General features: G+C 33.7%; 6 protein-coding genes. 4 read left to right on the top strand and 2 right to left on the bottom strand.

Features of this window, described 5'->3' with window-relative positions; genetic code table 11:
- Positions 1-130 precede the first annotated feature (130 nt).
- A complete protein-coding gene (locus tag MWH25_RS01645; protein WP_248625120.1) occupies positions 131-1,357 on the bottom strand; it encodes a potassium channel family protein in 1,227 nt (408 codons plus the stop codon).
- 323 nt (positions 1,358-1,680) lie between these two features.
- On the opposite strand from MWH25_RS01645, the gene MWH25_RS01650 reads away from it, so the two are divergent.
- The 4 genes from MWH25_RS01650 (at position 1,681) to MWH25_RS01665 (ending at position 5,064) form a co-directional block, all read left to right on the top strand.
- Positions 1,681-1,848 (top strand): hypothetical protein, encoded by a 168-nt coding sequence (locus tag MWH25_RS01650; RefSeq protein ID WP_248625122.1) that lies wholly within the window; start codon positions 1,681-1,683, stop codon positions 1,846-1,848.
- Between the two features lie 420 nt (positions 1,849-2,268).
- Positions 2,269-3,582, top strand: a complete 1,314-nt coding sequence (locus MWH25_RS01655) for an NfeD family protein (protein WP_248625124.1) — start codon at positions 2,269-2,271, stop codon at positions 3,580-3,582.
- 1 nt (position 3,583) lies between these two features.
- The gene (gene floA / locus MWH25_RS01660; RefSeq protein WP_248625127.1) at positions 3,584-4,594 is read left to right on the top strand and encodes a flotillin-like protein FloA; all 1,011 of its coding nucleotides are present in this window, start codon (positions 3,584-3,586) and stop codon (positions 4,592-4,594) included.
- A gap of 14 nt (positions 4,595-4,608) precedes the next feature.
- Positions 4,609-5,064, top strand: coding sequence for a hypothetical protein (locus MWH25_RS01665; RefSeq protein WP_248625129.1), 456 nt, complete (start codon positions 4,609-4,611; stop codon positions 5,062-5,064).
- A gap of 245 nt (positions 5,065-5,309) precedes the next feature.
- Here MWH25_RS01665 and MWH25_RS01670 read toward each other — a convergent pair whose 3' ends face one another.
- Complete coding sequence (locus MWH25_RS01670; protein ID WP_248625131.1) at positions 5,310-5,981, bottom strand: hypothetical protein; 672 nt, start codon at positions 5,979-5,981, stop codon at positions 5,310-5,312.
- Positions 5,982-6,504 lie beyond the last annotated feature (523 nt).

A 6,504-nucleotide genomic window follows, 5' to 3' on the forward strand; every position in this document is an offset into this window, starting at 1 on the left:
TCAGGCGGAAGATTTAATTAATGTTGCAGATAAGACCTTACATCAGGCTAAAGAGGAAGGTGAAGATAAGATTTGTGTCGCTGATGAGAGATAAGCAAGAAAAGCTCTGAGCAACTGCTCAGAGCTTTTCTTAGCGGAAACTACCAAATCTTTCTGTTAACGCAAAGATGAAAATAGAGAGTAAGACAACTCCTAAGACTGTTTCGATACTAGCTAAAGATTTAGCTAATGGGCCAAGCGGTAAGATATCTCCATAGCCGGTTGTAGTAAAGGTGATTGCTGAAAAGTAAAGCGAATATCCTAAGACATATAAGCTTTTGGTTGGCCCTTCTGCTTGAATAGGAGGTAAAGAAAGTCCAGTTTCAGTAGTGATAGTTAAGAACCAAAAGAGCAGACCGAAGTTGGCCCAGATAATAACTCCTGTTACAAGAGTATTGAAAGGTTTATATCCATAACCACAGATAAGCTCCATCAACCAATAGAAAATTTTATATCTAAAAGTATCTAATTTTCGTCGTTTAGCTTTCATATATTCAAATCCAGCCAGAGCATGTAATGAAGAGTTATCTCTAGCTTTTGCAGAATCCATGACTAATTTCCAAGAATCGAGTGATTTATTGGAGATTGTACTGGGTAAGCAGTTATATGAATTATAGATTGAATATCTTTGAGCTTTAAAATTTTCGATTTGACATTGTTTGCGAAATTCAAGGTGAGAGATGGTAGCATTATCAATAGTAAGTTGGTTAATAATACTTGACAATGTAAAACGATTAATAATTGAATTTTGCAAGATGTTGATTTCATTTAAGCTGTTTACTTCATATTCGATGACCAGTCTATCAAGTTGAGATTTTTTAATTTCGATCTGCTGTTGAGGAATAAAGATTCTAAATTCTTTAATTCGTGAATGTTTGATTAGTGTAGTTAAATTTTCTAATTGTTTCTGCTTTAATTCTTGGCTTGCAGAGGTGAAGGTATTACTGATACCTAAATTTAACTCATTAATGAATGATTTAATTATTCGTAAATTTGAGTTTTCGATATCAAGTCGTTTAATCTGTAAATTAGTCAATTGAAGTGAATCATTACAGTTAGTAATTTTTAAATAAGGAAGGTTAGGTTCATTATTAATACTAGAAGTTAAAGTAACACAGTTGAACCCTTTAATATGTAAAATAGCTCGATTGCAATTTATTTTTGCCCTAATCCCATAGAGCTCTTTCTTTTCTGTTTCTTCTTTTAATTTATCTGGATTCAAGTGTAAGATGGGCGATTCAGTTTGAACAGTTACCTTTTTTAGTTCTTTGAGTTGCTCATCTTCTTTAATTAGGATTTCAAGATTTAGTTTAATCATTAGTTAAGAATGCTCCTTTTTTTGCCTATTAATCTTATGGTTTCTAATTGGCGAAATTTTATAAACATTTTATTGCATTATCTGTGTCAATTTAATACATATTTCCTAATTAGTCCATTGACTTAAACTCAAACTGAGACTTAATTGTAATTTAGTTACACTTTGATTTAGTTTTTAAGTTGATGCGTATCTTTTAGATTTGAATAAAAAGGAAAGTAGTTTATCCTGTAACATAATTTACTTAACAGATTGATTAATAAATAAAAAATTAAACTTATATCATAATATAAATAGCAGTTAATTTATAGAGGGGGATAAATTAGGTGGCAAAATGGATCTGTACCAAATGTGGTTGGACAGGAAATGACCTGATTTTATTAAAAATAAAGAAAGTTGGTTATTTTAGACTATATAAAGGTTGTTTGGAATGTGGAACAGATATAGATCAGGTTGAATTATTAATTAATTATAATCGGAAGCAGAATAAATGAAGGTTTTTCTGGTTAAACCTAGAACTTTAAGGGTGGGTAGTTAATCATCCACGTTAACTTAAGATGATTTATGGCAGTATAGATGTTTGGAGTGAAGCTTTATTACAATAATGTCGCACTTTTATGCCACAGGAAGCAGTAAAAAAATTTTGTAGGGGCAGGTCCCTGTGGATATGGTTTATATGGGTTTCACGAAGAGTCTTGATTTTTAGACTCGTAGGCTTGCTCATGTTAAATCACGGGCGACCACGGGGAGTCGCCCCTACAAAAACACATTCTTTCACGAATGAAAAGTTACACATTATATCAATAAAAAGTAGGATGATTAGAAAATTATCCATTAAGTTGATGAAGATGAGTAGTTAATATTAAAAGTATTAAACACAAGATTTTATGATTAAAGAATGGTAGTGATAAAATATGAAAAAAAAGGTGTTTTTTTGTTCTTTCATTTTTTTGTTAATTATCTTGTTGGGACTAACTTGGCCCAGTTTATTAGGAGTAACAGCAAATTCGGATTTAGTTTATAGAATACCTGTTCAGGGTAATATTGATCCAGGTATGGTCAATTTAGTTCAGAAGGGGATTGATGAGGCAGAAGAAGCAGGGGCCAAGGCTATTATAATCGAACTCGATACTTATGGTGGTTTGGTTGATTCTGGAATTAAAATTAAGGATGCGATCTTTGTTACTCAGCTTCCTACAGTTACTCACGTGGGGAATCGAGCTTGGTCTGCTGGAGCTTTAATTGCCCTGGCAGGTGAAAAGCTAACGATGGCACCTGGTAGTAGCATGGGTGCTGCTGAGACGAGACCACGAGAAGAGAAGTATATTTCTGCTCTTCGTAAAGAATTTAGGGCTACAGCTGAAAGAAGAGAAAGAGATCCTGAATTAGCAGAAGCAATGGTCGATTCCAGATTGGAGGTACCAGGGGTAATAGAGGAAGAAAAGTTATTAACTCTTTCTGCTAGTGAAGCAGTTGATAATCAAGTTGCTGATTTAATGGTAAAAGATCATAATCAATTGTTAGAGGAGTTAACTTTAGGAGGAGCAAAAATTGTCACAGTAACTCCAACACCTGCTGAACGATTGGCAGGAATAGTTACTAATCCTGCAATCAGTACCTTCTTATTGACCTTAGTTTTTTTAGGTCTCTTTTTGGAAGGGATAACTCCTGGCTGGGGTGTTGGAGGAACACTTGGTTTAGTTAGTTTAGGACTTCTTTTTAGTGGGTATATTATTAATGGCATTGCTAGTTGGGGTTTAATTATCTTATTTATAGTAGGACTCTTTTTACTGGTATTAGAGTTGTTTGTGATTCCAGGTTTTGGGATAACAGGTGCTGGAGGACTGCTCTGTATCTTTACGAGCCTCTTCTTTATCTTTCCTACTACTGAAATAGCTTTAACAGTAATACCAATCGCTGTTATATTATCAGCGATTGGAGTGGTAGTGATGGTTAAGTATTTTGGTACTAGCCATTTTTGGGAGCGAATTTCATTGCAGAAAAGAGAAGAAGGTTATACTGCTACCAGTAAAAACCAGCAGGATTTAATAGGGCAAAGAGGAACAGTATTGACTCCATTAAGACCTGCTGGGACTATAGAGGTTACAGGAAAGCGTCTTGATGTGGTGAGCCAAGGTGAATTTATTGAATCAGGAACAGAAGTAGAAGTAATTGAAGTTTTAGGGAGTAGAATTATTGTTAAATCAATTAAGGAGGAGAGTGATTAATATGCCAGTTGCTTCATTATTGATCTTAATATTGGTAGCTTTATTTTTAATGGTATTCTTTTATTTTATCCCAATCGGATTATGGATTTCGGCAGTTGCTGCTGGAGTCAAGATTAGTTTCTTTAATTTAATTGGAATGAGATTACGGAGGGTTGTACCTTCATTGATAGTTGCTCCAATGATTAAATCCTATAAAGCTGGTCTTGATTTGAATACTGATCAGCTAGAGGCACATTACTTAGCAGAGGGTAATGTAGATCGAGTAGTTGATGCTTTAATAGCAGCACAGCGAGCAGAGATTGATCTAACCTTTGAACGAGCAGCAGCTATTGACTTAGCAGGTAGAGATGTCTTAAAGGCTGTTCAAATGAGTGTTAATCCGAAGGTGATTCAAACTCCAGTAGTAACTGCAGTAGCAATGGATGGAATCCAAGTAATGGCTACAGCTAGGGTAACAGTTAGGGCCAATATTGATCGCCTTGTTGGAGGTGCTGGGGAGGAGACTATTTTAGCTAGAGTTGGTGAAGGAATTGTAACGACTGTTGGTTCAGCAGATGCTCATACTAAAGTTTTAGAAAATCCTGATTCCATTTCTAAGACTGTATTACAAAAGGGATTAGATTCAGGAACTGCTTTTGAAATCTTATCAATTGATATCGCTGATGTCGATGTGGGTAAGAATATTGGAGCAGAATTACAGACTGACCAAGCAGAAGCAGATAAAGAGATTGCTCAAGCTAAAGCTGAAGAGAAAAGAGCTATGGCGGTAGCACAAGAGCAAGAGATGAAAGCTAAGGTCCAAGAGATGCAAGCTAAGGTAGTAGAAGCAGAAGCTGATGTACCTAAAGCTATGGCAGAAGCCTTAAGTTCTGGTAATATGGGTGTTATGGATTATATGAATTTACAGAATATAAAAGCTGATACAGAGATGAGAGATAGTATTTCTGGATTAGATGCTAAATCTAATGACAGATCTGAAAGTAAAAAGTCTTCTAAAAGGGATAAGGAGTAATAGGAGCTGATATAATGGGAAGTTTATTTGAGTCTTTACCAGGAGTAATTTTCTTTATTTATCTGTTAGCTAAAATTTTACATGGACTTAATAAAGAGATAGAAGAAGAGCCAAATAGAGAAACTAATGAAGAGAGAAAAAGAGAAATAGAAAAAGATAAACAACGGGATCTATCTAAACCCAAAAAGATAGAGCCTAAGATTGAACCACAAATAGAAATCGAAATTGAGGAAGAATTTAGTGGTAAACCAACCGCTAAAAAACAGCTCAGAGAAGCCGAGTTTAAAAAACAAAGAAGAGATAATTCAAAAGTTAAATTAAGTGAGCAAAAGAAAAAGCCTAAAAGGAAACAAGTTTTAGATGGAGAGATAACTCGTGATGATATTTTAAGAGGAGTAATCTTCAAAGAAGTCCTTGATCAACCGCGGGCTTTAAGGAAATATCGTCCCCCATACCGTTCTGAGCAATAAATTTTAAGCAAAGTAAGGAATTTAATTTCTTACTTTGCTTTTTTTATTCACAAGTTAACCCCTTAGGGCATAGTATAAATTGAAAATAAGAGAAAGGGGGGTATAATAATGGGTGACTTACTTAGAGATGATAATATGATGTACTTAGTCTTTTTAATTTTAATCTTATTATTATTAGGTGGTGACATAGGACTTAAGTATTAAACTGAAGATAAATAAAAGAGGGCCAATTGGCCCTCTTTTATTTAAAATGTAATTTCTCCACCGAGATAGATACCATTGAAATTAGTTGTATGTTCGGCAATATCTACTTCTAGATCTTCTCCAAAATTATAATTACTCTGTTGATATCCACCTTTGAGTGCAAAGGTATCTGTTAAGTTAGCTTTAAGTGCTAAGTCAAATTCATAACCAGAAAAGCTACCTCCAAAGTTGAAAGAGTTGCTACTAGTAACAGAATATCTACCCCATGGGAAGAATGAAATTCCTCCAATAAATTCGATATCTGGAGTTATTTCTTGAGTTGCTTGAAAAGTTACTGGAATCGCATAAGTTCTTTTTTTAGCTGCATAATCTGAAGTAGTTTCCTTTAAATTCAATGCTTTAAATCCTAGACCAAGATTATGTTGACCTGGCTGATCAATAGGAAGCTCTGTATAAGCTGTATAATCTAAAATGTTATAGTCCTGACTTAAATCAGTAGTATTAAAATCTGCTACAGTAAGCTTTAACTCTGATGGCAAAAAGATCTGCCCACCATCATCTTGATAATTGAAGATTAATGTATTAAAAACATTATCATTTTCTGCTGTCAATCTACCTCGAGAGATCATGAAATTATTATCAGTTGCTTGAGCCAGTCCAATATTAAGTAAAGTAGTCACTAAGATTAAGGTTAGAATCAAAGTTTTTTTCATTACTATCGCTCCTTAATAATTTGATTTAATTGCTATGTTATGTGCGTTAACTCAATAGATATATATGAGTACTATGTATAATTCTTAAGTGAGTTTGATTAATATTATATCTTATTTACAAGTATAAATAAATATAATATTAATGGTAATATTGTATCTTGTAGGTATAAATCATATATTTTTATAGAAGAATAATAATGACAAATTTAGATTTAAGTTAATTAATGAGGAGGGATTTCCTTTTGAAATTGAGCAAATGTATCCTGCATTCCGGATAAATGTCCAGTTTGTGATGCATCAGCAGAACAATTTAAGGAGTTTCATTAAATAATAAAGCTAGTTGCTCTTATAGCAACTGGCTTTCCTTATGTAAGCTATAGATATGCGAATTTAAAGTGAAACTGAATTGATATATAGTTTCACTTTTAAAATTAAAATCTGCAACTAATAAACTTCAAAATCAGTTTCGAGAGGGCTAAAAACCAGCCCTTCCTCGACTAAATTTTTTTACTGCAAAAAAATT

The organism is Natroniella acetigena, from assembly GCF_023227745.1.
GTDB lineage: Bacteria > Bacillota > Halanaerobiia > Halobacteroidales > Halobacteroidaceae > Natroniella > Natroniella acetigena.

Coding starts and splice junctions, on each gene's coding strand:
- MWH25_RS01645 (WP_248625120.1), bottom strand. CDS start 1,357: ATGATTAAACTAAATCTTGAAATCCTAATTAAAGAAGATGAGCAACTC.
- MWH25_RS01665 (WP_248625129.1), top strand. CDS start 4,609: ATGGGAAGTTTATTTGAGTCTTTACCAGGAGTAATTTTCTTTATTTAT.
- floA (WP_248625127.1), top strand. CDS start 3,584: ATGCCAGTTGCTTCATTATTGATCTTAATATTGGTAGCTTTATTTTTA.
- MWH25_RS01670 (WP_248625131.1), bottom strand. CDS start 5,981: ATGAAAAAAACTTTGATTCTAACCTTAATCTTAGTGACTACTTTACTT.
- MWH25_RS01655 (WP_248625124.1), top strand. CDS start 2,269: ATGAAAAAAAAGGTGTTTTTTTGTTCTTTCATTTTTTTGTTAATTATC.